18 protein-coding genes are annotated in these 22,169 nt (G+C 43.1%); 2 read left to right on the top strand and 16 right to left on the bottom strand.

Annotated features, from left to right (window positions below; genetic code table 11):
* The 6 genes from G589_RS0109115 to G589_RS0109090 all read right to left on the bottom strand — a co-directional run bounded on the left by G589_RS0109115 (position 1) and on the right by G589_RS0109090 (position 6,689).
* Positions 1-945, bottom strand: a complete 945-nt coding sequence (locus G589_RS0109115; protein WP_026521912.1) for a TIGR03943 family putative permease subunit — start codon at positions 943-945, stop codon at positions 1-3.
* A gap of 33 nt (positions 946-978) precedes the next feature.
* Complete coding sequence (locus G589_RS0109110; RefSeq protein WP_026521911.1) at positions 979-2,229, bottom strand: GTP-binding protein; 1,251 nt, start codon at positions 2,227-2,229, stop codon at positions 979-981.
* Positions 2,230-2,304: 75 nt separating this feature from the next.
* Positions 2,305-3,984 (bottom strand): putative alpha/beta hydrolase, encoded by a 1,680-nt coding sequence (locus G589_RS0109105; RefSeq protein ID WP_155832522.1) that lies wholly within the window; start codon positions 3,982-3,984, stop codon positions 2,305-2,307.
* Between the two features lie 244 nt (positions 3,985-4,228).
* On the bottom strand, positions 4,229-4,675 hold the full coding sequence (locus G589_RS0109100; RefSeq protein ID WP_022768496.1) for a PH domain-containing protein: 447 nt from the start codon (positions 4,673-4,675) through the stop codon (positions 4,229-4,231).
* A 24-nt stretch (positions 4,676-4,699) separates the two neighbouring features.
* A complete protein-coding gene (locus G589_RS0109095; protein WP_026521909.1) occupies positions 4,700-6,067 on the bottom strand; it encodes a TrpB-like pyridoxal phosphate-dependent enzyme in 1,368 nt (455 codons plus the stop codon).
* Between the two features lie 73 nt (positions 6,068-6,140).
* On the bottom strand, positions 6,141-6,689 hold the full coding sequence (locus tag G589_RS0109090; RefSeq protein WP_026521908.1) for a GNAT family N-acetyltransferase: 549 nt from the start codon (positions 6,687-6,689) through the stop codon (positions 6,141-6,143).
* Between the two features lie 206 nt (positions 6,690-6,895).
* On the opposite strand from G589_RS0109090, the gene G589_RS0109085 reads away from it, so the two are divergent.
* On the top strand, positions 6,896-7,510 hold the full coding sequence (locus G589_RS0109085) for a PilZ domain-containing protein (protein WP_026521907.1): 615 nt from the start codon (positions 6,896-6,898) through the stop codon (positions 7,508-7,510).
* 28 nt (positions 7,511-7,538) lie between these two features.
* On the opposite strand, the gene G589_RS0109080 is transcribed toward G589_RS0109085, so the two are convergent.
* The 7 genes from G589_RS0109080 to G589_RS0109050 form a co-directional block, all read right to left on the bottom strand.
* Positions 7,539-8,909, bottom strand: a complete 1,371-nt coding sequence (locus tag G589_RS0109080; RefSeq protein ID WP_026521906.1) for an MATE family efflux transporter — start codon at positions 8,907-8,909, stop codon at positions 7,539-7,541.
* A gap of 23 nt (positions 8,910-8,932) precedes the next feature.
* Positions 8,933-9,808, bottom strand: coding sequence for an ROK family protein (locus tag G589_RS0109075; RefSeq protein ID WP_026521905.1), 876 nt, complete (start codon positions 9,806-9,808; stop codon positions 8,933-8,935).
* On the bottom strand, positions 9,809-11,545 hold the full coding sequence (locus tag G589_RS19410) for a bifunctional diguanylate cyclase/phosphodiesterase (protein WP_051192279.1): 1,737 nt from the start codon (positions 11,543-11,545) through the stop codon (positions 9,809-9,811). It lies immediately after the preceding gene.
* A 147-nt stretch (positions 11,546-11,692) separates the two neighbouring features.
* The gene (locus tag G589_RS0109065; RefSeq protein ID WP_026521904.1) at positions 11,693-14,173 is read right to left on the bottom strand and encodes a hypothetical protein; all 2,481 of its coding nucleotides are present in this window, start codon (positions 14,171-14,173) and stop codon (positions 11,693-11,695) included.
* Between the two features lie 217 nt (positions 14,174-14,390).
* Complete coding sequence (locus G589_RS0109060) at positions 14,391-15,035, bottom strand: hypothetical protein (RefSeq protein WP_026521903.1); 645 nt, start codon at positions 15,033-15,035, stop codon at positions 14,391-14,393.
* A 24-nt stretch (positions 15,036-15,059) separates the two neighbouring features.
* The gene (locus G589_RS0109055; RefSeq protein WP_026521902.1) at positions 15,060-15,758 is read right to left on the bottom strand and encodes a hypothetical protein; all 699 of its coding nucleotides are present in this window, start codon (positions 15,756-15,758) and stop codon (positions 15,060-15,062) included.
* A gap of 100 nt (positions 15,759-15,858) precedes the next feature.
* Positions 15,859-16,389, bottom strand: coding sequence for a hypothetical protein (locus G589_RS0109050; protein ID WP_026521901.1), 531 nt, complete (start codon positions 16,387-16,389; stop codon positions 15,859-15,861).
* Positions 16,390-16,404: 15 nt separating this feature from the next.
* Between G589_RS0109050 and G589_RS19405 the strand changes: the two genes are divergently transcribed.
* Positions 16,405-16,878 carry a hypothetical protein gene (locus G589_RS19405; RefSeq protein ID WP_026521900.1) on the top strand — a complete coding sequence of 158 codons (474 nt, stop codon included), beginning with the start codon at positions 16,405-16,407 and terminating at the stop codon, positions 16,876-16,878.
* A 124-nt stretch (positions 16,879-17,002) separates the two neighbouring features.
* Here the strand turns inward: G589_RS19405 and G589_RS0109040 are convergent, their stop codons facing one another.
* From G589_RS0109040 to G589_RS0109030, 3 genes are all read right to left on the bottom strand, one after another.
* Entirely contained in the window at positions 17,003-19,315 is a 2,313-nt protein-coding gene (locus tag G589_RS0109040) for a glycogen/starch/alpha-glucan phosphorylase (RefSeq protein ID WP_196811865.1), read from the bottom strand.
* A 130-nt stretch (positions 19,316-19,445) separates the two neighbouring features.
* The gene (locus G589_RS0109035) at positions 19,446-21,179 is read right to left on the bottom strand and encodes an ABC transporter ATP-binding protein (protein ID WP_026521898.1); all 1,734 of its coding nucleotides are present in this window, start codon (positions 21,177-21,179) and stop codon (positions 19,446-19,448) included.
* Entirely contained in the window at positions 21,176-22,165 is a 990-nt protein-coding gene (locus G589_RS0109030; RefSeq protein WP_026521897.1) for a LacI family DNA-binding transcriptional regulator, read from the bottom strand. Before G589_RS0109030 ends, G589_RS0109035 begins: the two co-directional genes overlap by 4 nt.
* Between the last annotated feature and the right edge of the window lie 4 nt (positions 22,166-22,169).

The following is a 22,169-nucleotide window of genomic DNA, read 5'->3' as shown; positions in this document are numbered from 1 at the left end:
TCACTGCTGTGGATTTGAAAAATCTATTACAGGATTCTCAGGCTCTGTTGTCTTCTCAACAGAAATAGCCTGAAGTACGGGGCCTTCTCCCTTATATTCGGGAACAAACTGCTTAACTACCTTGGCAGTTACTGTGACCCAGTCTTTCTCATTGAGTTCAGCTGTCTTGTCATACTCGCAGGCAAATCCAAGGAACTGCATATCCTGAGCGCAGCATGTCATAGCCATTCTGCCCGGCACGAATCTGTTATCCGGGAACTCTTCAGGCTTAAGTACAAGACCTTTGAACTTAACGTTCTTGCCCTCATATCTCTCAACGTGATCAAGAGCATCCAGATAGAACATTCCGTATCCGTAGTTGTTAAGCTCGATAGGATCCTGGTTAAGGTCGAAAGGAAGGTCCTCATCAAGAGTTACATCCACTTCTCCGTCCTGATCCTCAAAGATAATATCTGCCTTCTGATTGATGGCCTTTACATTTCTCTTGTATGTGGGAAGCTTATCCGCAAGTCCGTCACATCTGTTAAACAGGATCAGATCTGAATTTCTTATCTGTTCAGCAAGAAGTGACTTCATATTGCTAAAATAGAGTTCAAAGCTTGAACAATCAATAACTGTGATCTGCTGCTCAAGATTCCACATTACAGGAAGCTTCATCTCCTTGAAGTTCCACATTCCGTTGTACTCGATAAGAACACGCTCGGGATTGTACTTGGCATCAAGTGCGATGAGTGAATTGGCGTTAAAGTCCTCTTCCTCTTCGATGTACTCGATCACAGTGTTGGTGCTCTTAAGGAGCTTCTCATCATAATCATTCTCACCCTCTTCGCAGACAATAAGAAGGGTCTTGCCTTTTGTCCTGAAGTAAGGCTGAGCTATTGTATAGCGGAAAAAGTCAGTCTTTCCCGCATCCAAAAATCCATTAATAATATATACAGGTTTCATAAATTCCGTTCTCCTAATCATTGGCAAAAGACCTTATGCAAGTCTTCTAAAGAGTTTCTGAAGATTATCTTCGTTAAGCTCTGATCCGATTACGCAGAACTTACCTGTAACATCAGCTGCTCCTGTTCTTACATCTGACTCACCTGGAACATAGTCAAACTCGATCCATGATCCGTCAGTAGCGGGAACAACACCCTTTGTACGAAGAACGATACCGTAAGTCTCCTCGTCCTCAAGCTTTGAGAGCATTGCCTCGATTTCTTCCTTAGTGTACTTAAGAGGAGTCTCCATACCCCAGCTCATGAAGATATCATCAGCATCGTGGTGGTGATGGTGCTCATGTTCATGCTCGTGGTCGTGATCATGCTCGTCATGGTCGTGGTCATGATGATGCTCATGCTCGTGGTCGTGATCATCATGATCGTGATGATGATGCTCATGCTCATCATGGTCGTGCTCATGGTGGTGCTCATGTTCATGCTCGTGATCATGCTCATCATGGTCATGATCATGGTGGTGATGATGGCACTCACACTCCTCATCATCGCACTCTCCGTCGGGATGTGCACTGTAGATTACAGAGCCGTCCTCTGCAACAGTCTTGTGGCTACCGTGATCATGGTGATGATGGTGATGATGATGCTCCTGCTCCATAACGAGCTTTAAGAGTTCTGCCTCAAGGTCATTGTTACCCTCGAAAGTATCCAGGATCTCTTTTCCTGTGATCTCAGCAAGAGGTGTTGTGATGATAGTTGCCTTCTTGTTGTGCTCACGAATAAGCTCTACTGCTGTCTCAATCTTAGCCTGATCAGCTTTGTCTGTTCTTGTAAGAATTATTGTTCCGGCATTCTCAATCTGGTTGATGAAGAACTCACCAAAGTTCTTGATGTATACCTTGGCCTTGGTTGCATCAACTACTGTAACAGCACTGTTAAGTTCCATGTTATCATCAGCATCGGCGATGTTCTGGATAGCTCTCATAACATCTGAAAGCTTGCCTACGCCTGATGGTTCGATAAGGATTCTCTCAGGTGCATACTGATCCATTACCTGTTTAAGAGATGTCTCGAAGTCTCCTACCAGTGAACAGCAGATACAACCTGAGTTCATCTCTGTTATCTCGATTCCTGACTCCTTAAGAAAGCCTCCGTCGATTCCGATCTCACCAAATTCATTCTCTATAAGAACTACCTTAGTTCCTGCAAGAGCTTCCTTAAGAAGCTTCTTTATAAGTGTGGTTTTTCCGGCTCCCAAAAAGCCTGAAATAATATCAATCTTTGTCATGTTTTCTCCAATCTGCACATTTTTTGTGCTATAACCACTACAACACATTTATTCTATGCAGATGGGGTGGGAATGTCAAGGAAGCTCCTCTGTGCCTTCCTCGCTACTTTCCTCGCCGCTTTCCTCGCTACCGGCATCTGATGATGACGCATTTGGCTGTGTTGTGTTATAGGAAGCATACTCATCAGCAAAAACAATCCTGGCGGATACAACCTGTCCGTGAACAAGACCACAGGATGTCTTAAATCCTTCAAGGGCACCTTCCTCTACTCCACAGATCAGCTCTTTTTCCTGCACTACGCTCCTGATCTCACCGTGTCTGTACGCAACATAGTCCGGATCATAGCTGCTCTCCGGATGTGAAGGATCCGTTGCAAACGTAGTATGACCGCAATAAGGACAATGATACTTATGGAAGGCTACGCCCGGTGCACCATCGTAGGCATGACCAAGATCCTCAACACCCCAGTAGGTCCAGTAATTGTACTTGTTTCTTATTTTATAGCAAGCATCTGTATGCTCATGATACACAGCTTCCGTATAACAACTGCCCTGTCTGTCTTCAGATATAAGGCTCTCATCACACTCATTGCCCTGACCGTCTGTGTGAAAATGATAATCATATTCAATTTCTCCGGCAACGTCACCGTTATCAAGAACAATCTCTACAGGGACTTCTTCGATTGCCTTCGCAATCTCTGCAAATGTGGCATCCTCATCTACAACGATGTTCTTTGTGAGCAACGCGGATGCCAAAAGCCTTTTTCCGTTACCCACAGATGTAAAAACCTGGTTAAACTTATCGTTAACATCCTGCATCTGAGTGTTTATTAAATTCTTAAGTTCCTCAAAATTACCCTGAACAGAGCCGTTCATGGTCTCAAACTTGTTGTCGATATTGGTGTTTACCTCGGTAAAACTGGTATCAAACTTATTTGACAGGTTCTCATTTGACTGGCTCATCTGAGCATCGATCTTTTCAAACAGACCGTTTATCTTTGTTTCAAGGCTTCCAAGCTCACTCTTGAAGCTGTCGATGGCTGCCGTATTGTCTTTTTCAAACTGTGTATTCATACCGTTGAGCTTATCAAGAAGTTCCTGGTATCTTCCGGCCATATCCTTGGAAAGACTCTCATCCCCTGACTTTATCTGCTTTTCAAGTTCCTCGATAAGACTCTTTGCATTCTCCTGTGCCTTACCATATTCAGATTTGATATTGTCGAGGTCGGAGTTTATCTTTGAAAGGCTCTCACTCTGCTCTCTGGTCATCTCTCCTGACTCTTTCTCGATTGTCTCCTTGAGCTTTTCAATATTAGTCTGTGTATTGGTAATGGTGTTGTGAAGAGTTGTAAGGTCGCGGCCAAGACCTGTAACCTTATCAGTGACTGTGTTTGTGATTCTTTCCGTATTCTTCTCACTGTACTCTTTTGCAGCGTCTTTTTCTGCACTGCTCAGCTCACTAAATGAACTGATGCTCTTCTGACTCTCTATCAGAGATTTATCAAGTCCGTCCAGGTAATTGCTAAGCTCATCAAGCTTTTCAATGGTCTTTTCATTGTTCTCTTTTTCCGTCTGCTCAAACTCCTGCTTGGCAGATGCAGTAACAGCCGGGGTTGTGAGATAAATAAGACCTCCGCTCAGTGCAAGTGCTATTACAACCGCAATGGCAACAACAATAGTGTCATGCCTTTTCAGTTTGCGCAAAAGCACCTTGATTGAATTGTTCTGTTTTGACATTCTTTCTTTAAAACTCATAACTTCTCCCTCTTTGTTTGTGGCAGCAAGGGACTCAAAGAAAGACATGACTTCCCTGCTACATGTTAATAGTAAAAAAATAAACAGTGGAAAATCATCAGGCGAAAACCTGTGACTTGTATCAGCAGAACGCTGACGAAATTAGATTATACACAATCAAATAAAAAATGCAAGAGGGATTTTGAAAAAATATTTTTTCAGAATAAAAAGAGCTCAACATGCAAGCACGTTGAGCTCTTTGCTTTTAAACCATATCATCCATTTCGTCCACATCATGAATATCACTGGCACCAAAGCCAATATTCTGCATGTTCATGGTGCGTCGTTTGATGCGCGCAGCCTCTGAAGCCTGAAGGATGAAGTCCTTGATCTCACGGCCGTGCTTGATGTTCTTCATGACGATGGTTCTGTCCGTAACATCTGAAGTATAGAGAACGATGGTAGAAAGACCTGCCATCCTCTGAAGGAGACTTGCTGTTATCTCTACATCACTGATTTTGTACATGTAGCAGTCATTTTCCCTCACGGTAAAAAAGCCTTTGATGATGGTAAAGTCATTCTCTCTGATCTCATATTTGGTAAAGGTCCACGGAAGGCCGAATAAAAGCCATCTGCTGCGCTCTCTGTATTTGAGCTCTCCCTTGGACTCCGTTGACTGTGCATACTGCTCAGGATTTGCTATCTTTGACATAACATTCTCCTTCCTAAATCTGTTTTAGTCTACCTTCGGAAGCTTAGCCAAAGACTTTGCAAGCTCTTCATCGGTAGGAACGTAATCTGACATTTCACCGTCGTTGTATTTCTGATAAGCGACCATATCAAAGTATCCGGTTCCTGTAAGTCCGAATACGATGTTCTTCTCTTCGCCTGTCTCCTTGCACTTAAGTGCCTCATCAATGGCAACGCGGATTGCATGGCTGCTCTCAGGAGCAGGTAAGATACCCTCAACTCTTGCGAACATCTCAGCTGCCTCAAATACGCTGGTCTGCTCAACACTTCTTGCCTTTAACAGACCCTGATCATAGAGCTCTGAAACAACGCTGCTCATGCCGTGATATCTAAGTCCGCCGGCGTGGTTTGCTGATGGAATGAATCCGCTTCCCAATGTGTACATCTTGGCAAGAGGACAAACCTTACCTGTATCGCAGAAGTCGTAAGCATATTTTCCTCTTGTAAGTGAAGGACATGAAGCAGGCTCAACTGCGATGATCTCGTAGTCAGCTTCACCCCTGAGCATCTCTCCTGCAAATGGAGAAATAAGTCCTCCGAGGTTTGATCCGCCGCCTGCGCAGCCGATGATCATATCTGCCTTTATTCCGTATTTATCAAGAGCTGCCTTGGTTTCAAGACCGATCACTGACTGATGAAGCAGTACCTGAGAAAGTACTGATCCAAGAACATAGCGATAGCCTTCCTGGCTTGTAGCAGCCTCAACGGCCTCTGAAATAGCGCAGCCAAGTGAACCTGTTGTTCCCGGGAACTCTGCGTTGATCCTTCTTCCAACCTCTGTCTCCATTGATGGAGAAGGTGTTACCTTAGCGCCGTAGGTACGCATTACTTCACGTCTGAAAGGCTTCTGCTCGTAAGAAACCTTAACCATGTATACCTGGCAGTCAAGATCAAAGTATGAACATGCCATTGAAAGAGCTGTTCCCCACTGACCTGCACCGGTCTCTGTTGTAACGCCCTTAAGGCCCTGCTTTTTAGCGTAGTAAGCCTGAGCTATTGCTGAATTGAGCTTGTGGCTTCCTGATGTATTGTTTCCCTCAAATTTGTAGTAGATATGTGCAGGTGTCTGAAGCTTCTCTTCGAGACAGTAAGCACGTACAAGAGGTGATGGACGATACATTCTGTAGAAGTTTCTGATCTCCTCAGGTATTTCAATATATGTTGATGTATCATCGAGTTCCTGCTCTGCAAGCTCGCGGCAGAAAATTCCCGAAAGTTCGTCGATTGTTACAGGCTTAAGTGTAGCCGGATTGAGAATCGGAGCAGGCTTCTTTTTCATATCGCCCCTTACGTTGTACCATGCCTTTGGCATCTCTGATTCTTCAAGGTAAATCTTATAAGGTATTGTGCTCATTATTTCCCTCCAATAAAAAACGTTAGTTGTATAATATCAATTCAAACACTTTAATGCAATAAATCGCACGCAATCATTTGTGTTCACCGATCATCTTCTCCATCCAGACCATGCTGTACCATGTGTCGAATTTATAGCCGCATTTGTTGAACTTGCCGATCATTGAAAAGCCCAGTTTCTCGTGGAATCTGACACTGTCAAGGTTTAGATGTTCATCTTCCGTATCGGGATATCCGATGCAGGCGTAGAGATTCAAAATTCCCTGATCCTTGAGCCTTCTTTCAAGCTCTTCATAAAGAAGCCTTCCAAGGCCTTCTCTTCTTGCATCCTTCTGAATATAAATGCTGAGTTCCACGCTCCACTGGTATGCGTCTCTGTCCTTAAAGGTACTTGCGTAGGCGTATCCTACAATCTCTTTTGCCCCGTTTTCAGAGATAGTCCTTTCTACTACAATATAAGGATACTTCGTGAGCACCTTCTCGATCCTGCCTCTGAACTCCTCCACTGAAGGAGTCTCATACTCAAAGGTGATCGCAGTCTCTTTTACATAATAATCATATATAGCTACGAGAGCTTGTGCATCCTCCGGCGTAGCAGTTCTAATGGAATAATCTGTATTCATATATTACCGCCTTTCCAACACTCTAATTATGAGTCTTTTAGCCGCAAAATCAAGGTGATACTGATAACAAAGTTTCAGTTCCCAAACAGGCAATGAAATTCGGTTTCAAATTTAGCGAATTTTGGCAAAATTTTTATAAAAATTTAATGACTTTTGTTTTGCGATGTATTAATATAAGCCCCATGAGAATCGCAAACATACCACAAATGGCAGAAATAACCATAAAAATGGTTCATAATGACGCTGAGTGCTCGGTAAAAACAAGAGTGCTGACTGCCTATGGCGACGGAATCCTGGTTACACCGATAACCTTCGGAGATCAGATACTGGATTACTGCTCCCATGCAAAGATTGAGTACAAGAGCCCTTCAACAGGCCATGTACACATCTTCGAGTCAGACTCAATTGCAAGAACCGATTTTAACGGCACCGATTTCCATGTTATCAGGGGAAAAGAGCTTTTACTTTCCTCCAGAATGAGAAAAGCCGAAAGATATATGGTTCAGGTCATGGGACAGGCAGTGGTCAACAGCAGAAAGACCATAAACGTCATCGTCAATGACATTTCCATGAGAGGAATATCTCTTCTTATTGGTAAGGATCAGACCATAAACACAGGCGATGAACTTGAGCTTAGCTTTTTCAAGACCGGAGTCATGAAGAGAATCACCGTTAAGTGCAAGGTTGTAAGGCTCTTTAAAGTCGGCGAGTACAATGCTGCAGGATGCGTCTTAAGTGGCATAAACAGCGACCTCACACTCTTTGTGGCTGAGAAAAAACGCGAATATAACAGTAAGCTTAATATAAAAGTGGCGGGATGAATAAAAGATCATCTTCGCCACTTTTTATTTAGTCGTTAGCCTTACCGGCTCTGATTATGCCCCTTACAGTAAATAACATGGTTATGAAACAGGCGCTGCCACCGATTACGTTACTGATCGGCTCGGCTGCAAAGACGCCGTTTGTTCCCATATTAAACATATAAGGAAGCAGATATGTTAAAGGCACCACGATAAATGCTTTTCTGAATAAAGAAAAGAAAATGGCGTGGTTCTTTTTTCCAAGAGATTTAAACACAACCTGTCCCGAATGCTGGAACGTCATAAATATGAAGGTTGAGAAATACAGGTTAAACGCAGGTATTGCATCTGCAAGAATGGTCTTGTCGTTACTGAATACCCCGATGACTGCTGCCGGGAAGAGTCTTATAAAGAGCCATACTATCAGGGTGTAGCCAAAGTCCATGGCAACCATTATAGCTATAGAGCGCTTTATCCTGTCATACCTCTTCGCACCGTAGTTATAGCTGATGATCGGCGATGTACCTTCGGATATGGCAAGGATAGGAGTCTCCATCATCTGTCTTGCAGAGTTAACCATGGTCATTATGGAGACGTATAGATCTCCTCCCACATCAGCAAGTACACTGTTGCAGGATACGGATACCATGGCATTTGTGAACTGCATGATAAACGCCGCACTTCCAAGACCCGCAATGGAACCGGCTGTCCTTCCGCACTTCTTTATCTCGTCAAAAGACATTATCTTAAGGTTGTAAGCACACTTTTTTCCAAAGAAAAATCTGAGAACATAGAAGGCTGAAAGAGCCTGCGATATCACGGTTGCTATAGCCGCTCCCTCAGGACCCAGACCAAACACAAAGATAAATATCGGGTCAAGGATAATATTTGCAAGAGCACCGACCAAAATGGTGGTCATTCCAACTATTGAATAACCCTGGGCTGTGATAAAGGGATTAAGTCCCGTTGCGATCATTGAAAAGATTGTGCCGAGAAGGTAGATGCGAAGATACGGAAGCGCATATACCATGGCAGCTTCAGACGTACCAAAAGTTGACAGAATGGGTCTTCCAAAGACCTCGCCAACGATCATCAAAACCACCGCAGTTACAAGCAGTAAAAAGAACGAGGTGTTTTGAATCTCCCCCGCCCTCTGCTCATTCTTTTGCCCTCTTGCAATAGAAAACAGGGGTGCTCCACCGCTTCCATACATATTGGTAAAAGCGGTGATAAGTATAACCAGCGGAAAGCAAAGTCCCACTGCTCCCAAAGCCACTGTTCCTATCTCAGGAATACGTGCGATGTATATCCTGTCAACAATGTTGTACAAAAGATTTATGATCTGAGCCACAAGCATTGGGATCGCTGTGGCCAGAATATTATTAAAAGTTTTCCCGTTCTCAAAATCTACGCGTTTCATACACTTGACAGTATTATCCGCTTTCAGCTCTTTGTCAATACAGAGCTTTGCTTTGCAAGGTATAAAGCGCCCTTTATTCCCTGCTCGCCGCCAAGTCCTGCCGGAACAATATAATTATCGATATCCTTAAGTTCCGCAGTATCTATGTAACCGTTCATATACTCAAGAGTCTTCTTTCGGATAAGTGGAAAGAGCTTTTCCACATGCATAACGCCTCCGCCGAGAATGATCTTCTTTGGGCTGTAGCAGCATATATACTGCATCAGCGCCTTTGCCACATACTCAGCTTCCAGCTCCCAAACATCCTCTCTGTCAATAAGATTAAAGGCTTCCGTGCCATAGCGCTTTTTTATGGCAGGCCCGGATGCCAGTCCCTCAAAGCAGTTTTTATGGTAGGGACATGCGCCTTCAAACTTATCATTCTCATTAAGCATAAGAAGAATGTGCCCTGCTTCCGGATGGAGCATTCCGTGAAGGAGCTGACCACGGCAATATACTCCGGCTCCGATGCCTGTGCCGATGGTAATGTAAATCACGTCCGAAAGGTCTTTTCCATTGCCAAAGATAACTTCGCCAAGGACAGCTGCGTTTACATCAGTATCAATGGCAACCGGAATGCCACCGGATTTAAAGGCTTCACTCCAGGAGAAATTTACCCATGAAAGCTTCGGTGTCCTGCCAATCCTTCCGTAGTCCTCTGAATCTCTGTCAAGGCAGACAGGTCCGAACGCTCCGATTCCTATGGCAGTGACATTATTTTCTTCAAAGAATTCCAGGATTGAAGGAATGGTCTCTTCAGGGGCCTTCGTCGGTATCTCTTTTCTCTTAATGATATTGCAGTCGTCATCGCCTATAGCAACAACCATTTTGGTTCCGCCGGCTTCAATTCCTCCAAGCATTTACTCCACCTTTTCCCATACAAGTCCTTTTTCGGAAGTGAACTTCCTGCTCTCTTCCATAGGCATTGGCTTTCCGAAGTAGTAGCCCTGTGCCCTTTCACAGCCGATTTCCTTAAGGAAGTTAAAGTGCACTTCAGTCTCAACACCCTCGCAGAGCGGGCTGACTCCCATTGCCTTGGCTCCCTTTATGATATATCCCATGATCTTGCCGGTCTTGGGATTATTGTCGTAGCTTCTTAAGAATACCATGTCCAGTTTAAGGACATCGAAGTTGTAATTGGCTATTGTGTTAAGGGATGAATATCCGCTTCCGAAATCATCGATCCAAACGTGATAGCCCATCTCTCTCATCTTGTCGCAAGAAGACCTTATGTAGCCCTCGTTTTCATTAAGGGAACTCTCTGTGATCTCGAGATCGAGCATATCCCTCGGGACATCATATTCAGCCCTTGTCTCTTCCACAACTCCGAAGATGTCGCACAGCTCAAAGTCAAGCCTGGAGATGTTTACAGAGATAGGAACAAGCTCTTTTCCCTCATCTCTCATCTGCACGTAGTCCTTGCAAACGCGCTTGACCACAAAGGTATCAACCAGATGGATCAGATGGAACTGCTCAAGAGTGGATATAAAATCGCCCGGCGAGAGCATTCCCATCTTGGGATCAATCCAGCGAACAAGTGCTTCGTAGCCGCAGATTTCTCCGGTCTTAACACGGATAACAGGCTGGTAAAAGACCTTTATGTATTCATGTTCGATTGCCTCATCAATATGGTCAATGACGTACTGCTGCTTGCGCAGATTCTCTCTTAGCATCTCATCATAGATACAGTAATTGACGTCATGTCTGTGCTTGATGCTGTTGCAGGCAAGGCGGGCATGATCGCAGGCAAGACCTATCTCTGCGCGCCTGTCATCGAGGTAGTAGATACCTGCCTTGATCCTGACCTTCTTGTTGACATCATCGGTTAAAAGCATGGTCTTGTAGACCTTCTCAACCTTCTCAACAACGCTCTCTCTTGAACCTGTTGTGCATACAACAAAGTGATCGTCGGAAAATCTTGCGCAGATTCCGCCGATATGGAAGGTCTCTCTTATAGCCTTGGCAAGGTCGCACAAGAGCTCGTCGCCAAGCTTAAAGCCGTTTCTCTCATTAAAAAGTTTGAAATTCGGGATATCGAAATGAATAAAAGAAATATCCTCTCGCCAGCTCTCATAGGAGCCGAGGAACATCTGAGCCCTCTGATAGAAGAAGGACATGTTAAGAAGTCCCGTAAGATCATCCGTCTCCTGATTGGCGGAGAGGATTTCTGCCTCGGCGAAGGAATTACGATTCTTATTAAAGTACTCGTTCTGATCTACATCGACGATATAGACATAGTAATAGCTCTTGCCATCATCCCTGTGAAGAAGATGTCCGAAATCCTCCACATAGCGCTCAATTCCGTCCTTGGTCACGATACGGTAGCGGACATAGTCATGTTTCTTTTCACCAAAAATAGTCTGAGCCTGAATCTGATTCTCAATCCGCTTGTAGTCATCGGGATGAACCATACCCTTAAAGGTTCCGCCGGTGTGCTCAATAAATTCGCCCATGTTCTCGCACCCGTACATCTCAAGTACATTGGGCCCGGCGTACAGGACGCTCTCAACGTCATTGGCCTCATAGATAAAGAAGCCTCCCGGAAGACCTGTCGGAATAATACCACTAATACCTGCATCATGAAACTTTTTTCCCATACACGCACCTCACTAAAAAGGACAAAAAAGAAACAGGAGATCAATAAAACGGTACACTAAAATTTTATGATTAAATATGCGTAGATGCAAGTAAATATTAAGGCCGAAGCACTATTCTGCTCCGGCCTTTTAAGTCGTTTATTCGTATCAATCTTTCTTTTTCTGAATCAGCATTACCATGGCCAGTGCAGCTGCCATGATGATCAGCATTATCCTGAGATTTCCCTTATTATCGTCAGAAGTCTGACCTCTTCTTGCGCCAAGTACTTCGGGAAGATCAATAAGTCTGTTCTCGCCGAGAACTTCAGGTGTGCTTGAAAGAGCTACAGGCTCGCCCGGGATTTCAAAAGTCTCAGGGTCCTGTGGATCTGTTGGATCACTTGGATCTGATGGGTCTGATGGGTCTGTTGGATCTTCGGGATCTTCGGGAACTTCAGGCTCTTCAGGCTTAAGCACATTGTTGAAGGTTGCGCCGTTTGTTCCAAGGAACTCAATCAGTGCTGCATGCATCTCATCATTTGCTGTGAAGTTAAAGCTGCTTGAATCAAGAATAGTCTCAGCACCATTTATGATCTTTGAGATTTCAACACCTTTTATTTCATACTTATCAAGGTTAATTGTTTCTCCGCCGACTTTCTGTGTTGTTGCATTTTTAAGCACCTGAATCTTGAGCTTATACTGAGTTTCGTCTCTGATAACATTGATATCGGAAACCTCATCTTCTGAGAGAAGATATGTGTAAGTTGCTGTGTTATCCTCGCTACCTTCAAAGTTATTCTGGTTAAAAGAGATTTTTCCTGTAAAGCCGATATTTCCGGTTGAATCATTCATTCCGCTGAGTACTTTGTTGCCCTCAAGGTCAGTAACTGTAAAGTTATACACTCTGTTCTCGAGATCGATCTGCTCGCCCTCAGGATTAAAGAGTGCCTTGGAAGCCTTGAGCTCAAGTGACTTACCAACTGAAATAGCAGCTTCTGCGCGAGGATTACCAACTATCATGTATCCGTTGCTGAGGATTCCACCACCATGTGTATAGGAATAGTTGTCGATGATCTGAACAACAGCTTCCTTTCTTGCTCTTTCGATGGCATCATTATCTACCAGCTCTGCTGTGATTCCCATTACATAACTTGCAACATAAAGAGAATCTGCATCGGAAATTGCTGACTGGTCAACACTTCCTCTTACATTTGCCTCTCCAAATACAGACTTATCAACGATACTGTTTAATGCACAGAAGTAATCGTCGTATCCGTTCTCCATGAAAACAGGATTTGTTGCAGCGTAGGTGTGGTCATCATGTTTCATTGATCCCTCACCTGACATATGGAGATCATCTTTATTTCCGCCGTTGTTGTTAAATACCATTGCGAGGCTGTTTTCATCACCAAGGATAAATACACGTCCTGTTGAACAACCGGCAAGTCCGCCGCCAAAGCCACCTGCTGAGTTTCCTGTCACAAGAGTTTTCTCAGGTACTACAATGCTTGACATGTCGGATACAAAGATTGCTCCGCCGCCCCAGTCCTGATAGCTTTCATTGGCCTGTCCATCTCTGGTATAGCCTGTTTTGTTATTTGTAAATATTCCACTCTGAAGAGAAGCTGAATTGGCTTCACTGTCGCCTCTGAAATTTCCGATAATGGCAATTGCTCCGCCCTCATGAGTCTCTGCAGTGTTTCCGGTGTATGTGCCGTTTATCTTCATGTCTTTTCCTGCGAAAAGAATTGCTCCGCCACTGGCCTTTGTATAGTTGTTCTCGAATACATTAGACTCTTTTACATCCAGATTGCCGTTGCCGTGCATAAAGATAGCTCCGCCGCCGTTTCCCCAATCGCCCTGGTAAGAAGCGTTGTTTACGAAAGTCATGTTCTCAAGAACAAGATCCTTATTAGCTTCATATAAGCTGATGGCTCCGCCGTTTCTGCCGGCTGTATTACCTTCAAAAAGGTTGTTTCCTGTTGCGGAAAAGACTGTGTTTCTGGCGAAGATCGCACCACCATCATTTACATTTTTGTTGTCCTTAAATGTGCAATTATCTATGCTAAGTGTTGCATCAACTGCGCTAACAGCGTTGTGAAGGTTTGAAACCGTCACGCCCTGAAGAGATACATTTGAACCTGAGTTGCACTCAAAAGCAGCTCCTGTTTCTTCTTTATTCTGATTTCCTGTTACAGTACCATTCTTAACTGTAAGATTCTTGCCATTATTTACTGCAAAAGTAGCTGTGTCATGCGTTACAGTAATTGTCTTGCCATCAAGGTCAAGAATTGTATCAGCATCCTCTGCTGCGCTGCCGACTATAACATAGCCTTTCTCAACGGTAATATCCTGATTAAGTTTGATAGCACCACCCTTTTCAAGAGCAGCACGAAGTTCATCTTCGTTACTTACAAGAGTGTATTCAGGCTCCTGATTCTGTGGCTCTATGTTATTTTGATCATTTGGCACTGAAGTGATCTGTACATCCTGCGCCGGTACAGTGTCCTGCTTCTCATTTTCTACATTCTCAGTTATGTCAACATTTTCTGCTGCAAAAGAAACTGTTGTAAGCTGTGTCATTGACATGCATGCTGTAAGGCTCACCAAAGCTACGGTCTTGCATGCGTTTAATAAAATCTTTCTCATCTTAATTCCCTCATAATTTGTTGCCGTCGAAACAATATAAAAACGTTTTTATGATTTAGTAATAGGATATTACCATAGCGTTATTCGATTTTCAATATATTGATAACATTTTGTATGTATTGCACAATTAATTTATGTTTTATCGGTGAAATATTTATTAAAACGTTTTTATTCTTCTAAAATATTTAATGCTTTTATCCAATGAACTAACGGTCTTTCAGCAAAATGGCAGATTATTGTCGTACCATTCTTTGGTGGCATTGACCCATCTATCAAAACTTTCAATTGCATCTTTTTTCCAAAAGAAATCTTCCTTGAAACCCGCTGTACCATAAACCAGCTGCGAATAGTTGATGTGTTCTCCGTTAATTGCATCAAATGAGGAAAGTAAAAGCCAGGTATACTTTTCTTTTTCTTCAGACGAAAGTTTGCCTACGGAATAATTGCTTAATATAAGATAATGATCCAAAGCAAAATCAATGGTATCTTTTATATCTTTCCACATATATGCAGTATCATCTATTTTTTCATCGCATAAAGGAATTAAAGATTCATATTCTAAATCACCATTACTCTGATTCAGTTTCAAAGAGCTGTTGATGGAATAGTAATTTACCGTTGACAAGTACATAGAAACCAGTGCTATAGCATTACTTTGAACCTTAAATGGATATGTGCAGGTAACTACTATTGCATCCTCATACGCTTTTATTATTACATCTAAATGTTTATTCTCTCTATCTTCTTCAAAACTAAAGCGCTTAAATTCTTCGTCTTTTGATAAATGCTTTACATTATTCTCAAATAATATTCTTTCTACAACATCATAAACCTTATCTATTCTTCCCTTTGAATTCCCCATAAACTCTACCTCCTTCTATTTGGATTACTCACCTTTAATGATCATCTCAGCCATATTGTTGTATCCAATCATTATAGGTTCTTTAGTCTGCATATACTCTTCATCTCTTTGCTCAAATTCCTGCTCAGATATACAAAAGCTATCATCCGGTCTCGAAACCGGGTCTACATGCGTAATTACCCCTCCGCTCTCATCCATATCTGCATAGTCAGCATAATATTTAATTTCTTCAAATGCACCATCAGATAAAAGTCTTCCTACAACCTTTACTTCATTTCCAACTATTTCATAATAGTAGTTTTCAAAATACCCATTATTGCCATATTGCCCCCAGATTCTATTCTTTTTCTCTGAGTATTTACAAAAGCCGTATTGGGAAAACTCTCCAAGATATATAACTGAGTCACTATCCGGATCATATTTATAGATGTGTACTCCAAAAATACTAACTGTATCTAGCGTCACAAACAGCTCAGGTATGTCATCATCATCAATAAATCCCAATGCAACATGGATAGACTTGTAATCACTATCCGGCCAATTATTCTTATCCTTTAAAAACTCATCATATCGAATAACAGCAGGCGTTCCTAAATAAGAGTTTTCATCTGTAATTTCTTCGAACACTACTCCTGACAAACTCTCTGTTTCTTCACTTCTTCCACAGGCGCCAAGAATAATTGTCACCATAACAAGTCCTAATACTGCCTTAAATCTGATCATCACTTTTCCCCATATACGGCTTAATTGTTATTAACATAGTTACCCCCCTATTGTATCAATCTCTTCAGCCATATGCATTAGTGAGTATTGAAGCCTCTATCTACATAAACGAAGACAATTTGAAAATATCCAAAAAATCATCGTCATCATCGTTGTCATAATAATCATCATTGGCAGAAGTCATGCTGATGGCTTTTTTTAGTGAGAATCTATCTAATATCGCTTTGAGTGAAATGGTTCTAGGTTTAATTTTATTTAGCATTTTTGCAAAATTGATTTCAAGCTTCATATCTGAATATGTAGTAAAATGAAGAATATAGTTATCATACAGCCATTCACTGGATAACCGACTGGACTCATCAATCTGCGGTGAGTAGATAATTATGGAATCGACGGATGTCTTTCTCAGAATTCCAAGAATAGATATTACCATGTCATAATATGCGCAGGAGCTCACAAAGAATGTATCGGATAGCTCGTCCAGATCCGACAGCAAGTCTTCTATAGAAGCATATCTGTTATAGAGATAATCGAATGTGTATATTATCTCAGCATCATTGTGGTGGCTTAGAAATGATATGACTTTTTTATACGAGGACTTTCGACTCACATCAACTACTATTGCTTTCATAAGGTCTCCTTTACTATGAAGAATGAACGTACTTTTTATATTTTTGATCTGAATACTCCGGATAATGACAAAACAATTAAAATAAGAGATCTAATATCCGAAGAGAAAATAGTCTCGGATATAAATGCCATGCTTCCTGAACTGGATGAGGTATGTACTTTCTCATCCATGGTCATCTACTATATGAGAAGCAAGCATCTATGTACTAAGGATCTATATGAAAGAGCCTATATAGACAGAAGGCTTTTTCATAAGATAGTGAAGAATAGAAGGTATCATCCCTTAAAGAAAACAGTGTTTGCTCTTTGTATAGCTTTTGAACTTAACTATGCTGAGAGCTTGGAGCTGCTTGGACTTGCGAGCTATTCTTTTGCTTCAAATAGTAGGAGCGACATGATCATGGCATACTTTTTGACAAAGAGAATTTATGACATTGATCTGATAAACAGCGTACTCTACCGTTTTAAGTGTCCTTGCATTGGTGATTGACAAGCTTATATTACTTGGTTTGGGAAAGGAATGTGTCGCCGGATGGGCGACTAAAGAAAAAATATAAAACCCCACTTAATGTCATTAAGTGGGGTTTCTTTATGAGACAAGATAAAGTTCCGTATTAGTTAAGATGCCAGATATCCCTGTTATACTCTTTTATAGTTCTGTCAGATGAGAAGTATCCGGCCTTAGCGATATTGGTAAGCATCATCTTCTTCCACTTATCGCGATTCTCGTAATCTGCGAAGATCTCATCTTTCTTGGCAATATAGCTCTCCAGGTCGAGAAGTGTCATGAACCAGTCCTTATTAAGGAGCTCATCGTGGAGTCTCTTTAAGTTCTCCTTGTGACCAACCTTGAGGACTTCCTTGCTTGTGATGAAGTCTACAGCCTGTTTTACTACCTTGCTCTTCTTGTAGTAATCCTTGGAAACATAGTCAGCCTTCTTGTAGTGCTCGATAACTTCGTCTGCACTTGCGCCGAAGATGTAGATGTTGTCATCACCTACAAGCTCGTGAATCTCTACGTTAGCGCCGTCATCTGTTCCGAGAGTTACAGCACCGTTAAGCATGAACTTCATGTTACCTGTTCCGGATGCCTCCTTGGAAGCAAGAGAAATCTGCTCTGATACGTCGCAGGCAGGAATAAGTTTCTCTGCGTAGCTTACGTTGTAGTTCTCAACCATGACAACCTTCATGTACTTGTTGACATCAGGATCGTTGTTGATGATCTCCTGAAGAACAAGGATCAGATGGATAATGTCTCTGGCAATAACATACGCAGGAGCTGCCTTGGCACCGAAGATAAAGGTGATAGGTCTTGAAGGCTTCTTGCCCCCTTTGATCTCAAGGTACTTGTGAATGATGTAGAGGGCATTCATCTGCTGTCTCTTGTACTCATGAAGTCTCTTTACCTGAATATCAAAGATGGAATCAGGATCAACCTCAACTCCCTCGTGCTCCTTAAGGTAAGCAACAAGTTCTTTCTTCTTGTCCATCTTGATCTCTTCAAGCTTATCAAGAACAGCCGGATCATCTATATGATCAAGGAGCTTCTCGAGCTTGTTTGCATCCTTCTTGAAGCCATCGCCGATGGTCTGTGAAAGGAAATCAGCCAGAGGATGGTTGCAGGAAAGGAGCCATCTTCTGAAGGTGATTCCGTTGGTCTTATTGTTGAACTTCTCAGGATAGATCTTGTAGAACTCATGAAGCTCAGAGTCCTTAAGGATATCGGTGTGGATAGCTGCTACACCGTTGATTGAGAAGCCGTAGTGGATATCGATGAAGGCCATGTGTACTCTCTTGTCCTTGTCGATGATCTGGATCTTAGGTCTTCTCTTATATTTCTCGCGGATTCTCTTATCAAGCTCCTTGATGTAAGGTACAAGCTGAGGAACAACCTTCTCAAGGTACTCAAGAGGCCATGTCTCAAGAGCCTCAGCAAGAATTGTGTGGTTTGTATATGCGCAGGTCTTGCTTACCACATTGATGGCTTCATCCATTGAGAATGCCTTCTCCTCTACGAGGATCCTGATGAGCTCAGGAATGATCATTGTAGGGTGAGTGTCGTTGATCTGGATCACTGCGTGGTTATGAAGCTCGTGAAGGTCGTACTGGCGCTCCTTCTGCTCTCTTAAGATGAGCTGAGCTGCGTTTGATACAAGGAAATACTCCTGGTAGATACGAAGAAGATTTCCGTTCTCGTCTGAATCATCGGGATACAGGAACAGAGTAAGGTTCTTGTCAGTCTTGGTCTTGTCAAAGTCGATGCCCTTCTTAACAAGACTCTCGTCAATTGTCTCGATATCGAAGAGACGGAGCTTGTTAACTCCTGTATCATAGCCAACAACGTTCATGTTGTAGAGGCGTGATGTTACCTTCTCTTTGCCAAAAGACACTTCGAAGGTAGTGTCGGTCTTCTCAAGCCAGGACTGATCCTCGATCCAGTCGTTCTTCTCTGCGTACTGAAGGTGATCCTTGAACACCTGCTTAAAGAGTCCGAAGTGATAGTTAAGTCCGATTCCCTCGCCTGCAAGGCCGAGAGTTGCAATTGAGTCAAGGAAGCATGCTGCAAGTCTTCCAAGTCCGCCGTTACCAAGAGATGGCTCAGGCTCGCACTCCTCAACAGCTGCAAGGCTCTTGCCGTTCTTCTCAAGGATCTCCTTAACCCTGTCATAAACTCTTAAATTGATAAGGTTGTTGGAAAGAAGCTTACCGATAAGGAACTCCATTGAAATGTAGTAAACCTTCTTCTCTCCGTTGGAAACCTCTGCCACGTCCATAAGGCGTGTTGTCATCTCAAGTAGTACATAGTAGGTCTCCTGGTCAGAGAGCTCTTTAAGTTTCTTGCCGAACTTCTCATCGGCGATCTCCTCAAGCTGTCCCTCCAGGTTAGTAACAAGTACATCCCTTTGCATATTTGTGTGCTTAGCCATTGTGTATCTCCTCTCATTGCTAATCCATCGTGATACTATATTAAATATTACTCTGGAAAACGTTTTCTTTAATTCATGTTATTAGGTTACCACAGGAAAACGTTTTCCGCAAGTACTATTTAAAACAAACTTATACAGCGCCCAGCTGCATACGATAGTACTTCTCGTAGAGCCCTCCCTGTTTGATGAGCTCTTTGTGCTTACCTCTCTCCTTTATTCCGTCGCCGTCGAGAACAATGATCTCATCGGCTCCAAGGATGGTTGAAAGCCTGTGGGCTATGGTAATTGTGGTTCTTCCCACAGAAAGTTTCTCAAGACTTTCCTGAATATATCTCTCGCTCTCGTTATCAAGCGCACTGGTCGCCTCATCGAGGATCAGTATCGGCGGGTTCTTAAGGAAAACTCTGGCTATGGCGATCCTTTGCTTCTGACCTCCGGAAAGCCTTGCTCCTCTCTCACCCACCTCGGTGTCAAAGCCGTTTGGAAGAGTTTCGATAAATTCCAGAAGATCGGCATTTTTTGCCGCCTCAACTATTTCTTCCATGGTCGCATTCTCTTTTCCGTAGGCGATATTTTCTTTTACCGTGCCATTGAAAAGATATACATCCTGCTGAACAATACCGATGTAGGATCTAAGTGACTTCTGAGTGACATCTCTTATGTCGGTGCCGTCGATCTTAACACTTCCGCCGGTAACCTCATAGAACCTCGGAAGGAGCGAGCACAGCGTAGTCTTTCCTCCGCCGGAGGGGCCAACGATGGCAACATTTTTGCCGGCATCCACATGCAGGTCTATGTGGTTAAGCACCGTTTCTTCTTTTTCATAAGAAAAAGACACATCGCAGTAGTCAATAACTCCCATGACATCCGAAAGCTCTTTTGCATCAGGTTTATCAACTATTGTGGGCATGGTATCCATTACCTCGCAGAATCTCTCAAAGCCGGCCATACCCTTCTGAAGCTGCTCCGTAAATTCTACAAGAACATTTACCGGATTTATGAAAATGTTGATGTAGAGGGCGTAGATAGCAAGGTCCTCGCCGGTCATGCTGCCCTTGGCGATAAAGAATCCGCCGGCCACCAGGACCGTTACAAACATCAGTCCTTCAAAAAAATTGTTGCCGGAGAAAAACAGCGCCATCTGCCTGTAGTTGGCCTTCTTTGAATCAAGGAATGCCATATTAGATCTGTCAAATTTCTTTTTCTCAATATCCTCACCAGTAAAGGACTTAACGACCCTTATGCCTCCTAGGGTGTCCTGAAGGGATGAATTGATCCCCGCTATCTTCTTGCGGTTGTCGGAAAACGTCGCTCTCATGCGCTTGTTCTGGCTCACGGCAAATACGGCCATGCAGACCACAACAAAAACAAGGCACAGAGTCATTGGCACATTTATGCGCATCAGCAGTATAAACGAGCCGATTATCTTGATTATGGAGATGAAGATGTTCTCCGGACCGTGGTGCGCAAGCTCCGAAATATCGAAGAGGTCGGAAACCAGTTTACTCATCATCTCGCCGGTGTTATGAGTGTCATAGTAGGAAAAAGAGAAGGCTTCAAACCTCTCAAAAAGCTCGCCTCTCATGCCCGACTCAATCTTTGCTCCCATCATGTGACCCTGGTAGGTTACATAATATCTGCACAGGAACCTGACAACATACATAGCAATAAGGAGAAATGCTATAAATCCGAGCCGGCTTAAGATCACACTGCTCTCTTCAAGGAAAAGAGTGCTCCGCAGGATCCTGAGAAACTGCGGAAAAGTCAGGTCTATCACAGATAAAATGGATGCACATAAAAGATCCATTAAAAACACGCCGATGTACGGCTTATAGTAAGGGATGAATTTCTTTATCAGTTTCATTTAATTATGTCCTCATATTTCATTCTTACCAGCGTATGAGGGAGAATAACTTCTCTTCCCGGCTCGCCCTGCATCAGGCGATTAAGTTCATCCAGGGCTTCTTCGGAAATCTTTACAAAGTCCTGTTTGACCGTATTCATTTGTTTCCCCACATACCCCATCAATATTATGCCGTCAAATCCGCATACAGGGCGGAATATATCCATATCGATAAGTGCCTTCATGGCGCCGATGGCCATAAGGTCTGATGCGCAGACCACGCAGTGGTGGTTCTTAGCGTATTTCATTGTGATCTCGCGGGCTTTAAGCTCTGAGAATTTGCCGCTGCGTACCGTCAGCTTAAGTTTCTTTTCCGCACAGAGTTTCTTGATACCCTCAAGTCTCTGGGCTGTAACATAACCGTTCTCATCTCCGGAGATGTAAAGGACCTTCTTACACTTGTTCTCGGTAATGGTCTTCTTGGCCACGTCGTACTGGGCCTGCACGTTATCAACGCTGACACAGGAGGTGCTGTTCCCTGTCATGGGTGCGTCGATGACAACCATTTTAAAGTGCTCACTCTTGATCAGCTTGTGGACCACTTTGTCCTTGGTGGTAAGGCCATATACTATGATGCCCTTAATGCCCTGAGACTCAAAGTAGTTTGTGACTTCTTCCACCGTCATGTCCTCGATCATGGAGGCAAAGACAGTGATGATATCCAGCTGCAGCTCTTTTGCCCTGTGCACGGCACCTGAGATATACTGCATGCTGATCTCGTCGCTGGCCTCTGTTTCAAGATTTAATTTGATAAGGAGAGCTACTCGTCCCATTTTCTTGGAAGAGAGGCTGGCAGCCACTGCATTTGGCACAAAGCCCAGTCTGTCCACCACTTCCATTACTTTGCTTCTGGTGTTCTCACTGACATTCGGATAATTGTTTAAGACCTTGGAGACTGTTGATATGGCAACGCCTGCCTCCTTAGCCACGTCTTTAATTGATACCATAGTA

Source organism: Butyrivibrio sp. VCB2001 (assembly GCF_000423965.1).
Lineage (GTDB): Bacteria > Bacillota > Clostridia > Lachnospirales > Lachnospiraceae > Butyrivibrio.
The sequence above is the reverse complement of the archived record's forward strand: the minus strand, read 5'-3'. Positions and strand labels throughout refer to the sequence as shown.

Coding starts and splice junctions, on each gene's coding strand:
- G589_RS0109115 (WP_026521912.1), bottom strand. CDS start 945: ATGAAACCTGTATATATTATTAATGGATTTTTGGATGCGGGAAAGACT.
- G589_RS0109110 (WP_026521911.1), bottom strand. CDS start 2,229: ATGACAAAGATTGATATTATTTCAGGCTTTTTGGGAGCCGGAAAAACC.
- G589_RS0109105 (WP_155832522.1), bottom strand. CDS start 3,984: ATGAGTTTTAAAGAAAGAATGTCAAAACAGAACAATTCAATCAAGGTG.
- G589_RS0109100 (WP_022768496.1), bottom strand. CDS start 4,675: ATGTCAAAGATAGCAAATCCTGAGCAGTATGCACAGTCAACGGAGTCC.
- G589_RS0109095 (WP_026521909.1), bottom strand. CDS start 6,067: ATGAGCACAATACCTTATAAGATTTACCTTGAAGAATCAGAGATGCCA.
- G589_RS0109090 (WP_026521908.1), bottom strand. CDS start 6,689: ATGAATACAGATTATTCCATTAGAACTGCTACGCCGGAGGATGCACAA.
- G589_RS0109085 (WP_026521907.1), top strand. CDS start 6,896: ATGGCAGAAATAACCATAAAAATGGTTCATAATGACGCTGAGTGCTCG.
- G589_RS0109080 (WP_026521906.1), bottom strand. CDS start 8,909: ATGAAACGCGTAGATTTTGAGAACGGGAAAACTTTTAATAATATTCTG.
- G589_RS0109075 (WP_026521905.1), bottom strand. CDS start 9,808: ATGCTTGGAGGAATTGAAGCCGGCGGAACCAAAATGGTTGTTGCTATA.
- G589_RS19410 (WP_051192279.1), bottom strand. CDS start 11,545: ATGGGAAAAAAGTTTCATGATGCAGGTATTAGTGGTATTATTCCGACA.
- G589_RS0109065 (WP_026521904.1), bottom strand. CDS start 14,173: ATGAGAAAGATTTTATTAAACGCATGCAAGACCGTAGCTTTGGTGAGC.
- G589_RS0109060 (WP_026521903.1), bottom strand. CDS start 15,035: ATGGGGAATTCAAAGGGAAGAATAGATAAGGTTTATGATGTTGTAGAA.
- G589_RS0109055 (WP_026521902.1), bottom strand. CDS start 15,758: ATGATCAGATTTAAGGCAGTATTAGGACTTGTTATGGTGACAATTATT.
- G589_RS0109050 (WP_026521901.1), bottom strand. CDS start 16,389: ATGAAAGCAATAGTAGTTGATGTGAGTCGAAAGTCCTCGTATAAAAAA.
- G589_RS19405 (WP_026521900.1), top strand. CDS start 16,405: ATGAAGAATGAACGTACTTTTTATATTTTTGATCTGAATACTCCGGAT.
- G589_RS0109040 (WP_196811865.1), bottom strand. CDS start 19,315: ATGGCTAAGCACACAAATATGCAAAGGGATGTACTTGTTACTAACCTG.
- G589_RS0109035 (WP_026521898.1), bottom strand. CDS start 21,179: ATGAAACTGATAAAGAAATTCATCCCTTACTATAAGCCGTACATCGGC.
- G589_RS0109030 (WP_026521897.1), bottom strand. CDS start 22,165: ATGGTATCAATTAAAGACGTGGCTAAGGAGGCAGGCGTTGCCATATCA.